The 2,096-nt window shown below is 64.3% G+C and carries 2 protein-coding genes and 1 pseudogene; all 3 read right to left on the bottom strand.

What is annotated here, in order from left to right; all coding sequences use genetic code 11:
* Positions 1-177: 177 nt before the first annotated feature.
* A complete protein-coding gene (locus tag OC446_RS30115) occupies positions 178-1,398 on the bottom strand; it encodes an IS110 family transposase (RefSeq protein ID WP_410055175.1) in 1,221 nt (406 codons plus the stop codon).
* Between the two features lie 227 nt (positions 1,399-1,625).
* Entirely contained in the window at positions 1,626-1,952 is a 327-nt protein-coding gene (locus tag OC446_RS31195) for a hypothetical protein (RefSeq protein WP_410055174.1), read from the bottom strand.
* Between the two features lie 32 nt (positions 1,953-1,984).
* Positions 1,985-2,096: pseudogene (locus OC446_RS30120) on the bottom strand (integrase core domain-containing protein); the annotation flags it as partial.

Consider the following 2,096-nt stretch of genomic DNA (forward strand, 5'->3'; position numbering starts at 1 on the left):
CGAGGAGGCCTGCCGGAGGCTGAAGGTGGAGCACCGCACGACCAAGCCCTACACGCCGCAAACCACTGATGTGATCGACAAGAGCTTTTTTGCGTCAACTGGTGTATTCTCCTCTGGCGCACGGGTGACTCTGTGGCAAAGAGCAGGGTGTGAGGTGTAAACCCTGCCGCGCAGCCATTATTGTCGCTCCTCCTTTAGAGCGCCCGTGCGCACCTTTCCGGATCTCGGGCCACGAGGGCTCCAGCCAGCGACAAAGCGCGTATATGCCACCTCGGCCTGCTCAACCCAGCGCCGCTCCTGGTCACGGCGGCTCTTGAGATTGTAGGCGTGAGCCGCTCCTTTCTGGCCGCGAACTGCCGGATGTCCCGCCTTGAGTTCGAGGTCGCGCATCTTCCTGGCGTGCAGGGCCGGACGAGCCCAGAGATAGCTCTCACCCTTGCGCAACAGATGCCAGATCAGCACCGCCAGCTTGCGGGCCGTTGCCACGGCCGCCACGTGCTGACCGCGCCGGCTGCGCACCCGCAGGAAGAACGCCCGCAGGGGACCAGGGGCTCGTGCCGCAGCCCAGGCGGCCTCGACCAGCATGCCCCGGGCGTGTCCGCGACCCTGCTTGGTGATCCGGCCGTGGTAGGCGGGCCCCGGACCGGACTGGCGCACGCTCGGGTTCAAACCCAGGTAGCTGACCAGCTTCTGTGGTGCCTCAAAACGTTGGATATCGCCAATGGCTGCCGCCAGCGCGAGGGCAACCACCATGTCGACGCCCGGGATGGTCATCAAGCGCGCGACGCTCTCGTCCGCCAGAGCGGAGCGCGCGAGGTCGCGCTCGATTACTTGGAGATCGTCGCCCAGCCGGTCGAACTCCCGCAGATGCCGCTCAACCGCATAGCGCTCATCGTCCGGCAGGACCTGTTCTGACAGCCAAGACCGCCCCTTAGGCCCACACAGATCCTGATGCGGGCAGGCCGGGATCAGATGGGCGTGCAGGATCGACTGGATGATGTTCTTGAGCCGCGAGCGCTGGCGCACAATCTGATTGCGGCGCGTCACCTGACGGCGCAACGCCTGGGTCGGCTCGTCAGGAATCCAGACCTCCGGCAGGAAGCCGCTGGCATAGAGCTGCGCCAGCACACCGGCATCGATGGTGTCGGTCTTGATCTTGGCATGAGCGATCACCCGCACCTGCATGGGATTGGCAATCACCACCCGCTTCACATGCGGGCTGATCACGGTAGCGACCGAGGCTGCGTTGCCAGTCGCCTCCACAACCACACTATCATCCTGATGCAATGTCGCGGCGAAGGCTTCTAGGCGATCACGTCGCATGTCGATGCGGCCGAGCCGCTTGAGTTGGCCATCCTGCCAAAGCACGGCCTCAGCAAAGGCGCGATGGATATCCAGTCCGATGATGCGCATGTCTGCTCCCTCCGAGCTGTGCTCGTTGTCAACGGGAGCTGGCGGGCTGCACGACATCTACTGATCCGCGCTCGCAGCGCATCCGGGCAAGTCGCAAGGGGCGGCCATGTAACGAGTTCGGGCTCTCAGCCCAATGTCTGTCGACGGCCTGCCCGCACTTTCGTGCTCCCGGTGCCCCGTGTCCCAGATGGGCTCACCATAACACTGTTCTCCTACGGAGAGCAGCCGGACGAGAAGGCACCGCAGATTTCATACCCGATAACGGTCTCGTCGAGCGCTTCAACGGTCTCGTGGAGCGCTTCAACGGCCGGGTGCAACGCGAGGTGCTCGGCATCACCATCGACAGCCATCGGGATCTGGAGACGCTGCTCAAGGGCTTCAACCAGGCCTACAACAGAAGACGCCAGCGCGTGTTGAAGGGGCGATCCCCGGATGAGGTTGTGCGCAGCCGCCTGGCCGCCGAGCCGAAGCTCGCCAACCGCCACTTCAAGCCGCCCGATCCAGGTGCCTTGCCCCAAGCCCTCCAGGTCGTCACTCACGCCAAGGAGGTCTCGCATCCAGACATGATGCCCAGCACTTCACGTTGTACCCGGCCGTTGAAGCGCTCCACGAGGCCGTTGGTTTGCGGCGTATACGGCTTGGTCGTGCGGTGCTCCACCTTCAGCTGACGGCAGGCGTCCTCA

The organism is Microvirga sp. Mcv34, from assembly GCF_024519725.1.
Taxonomy (GTDB): Bacteria; Pseudomonadota; Alphaproteobacteria; order Rhizobiales; family Beijerinckiaceae; genus Microvirga.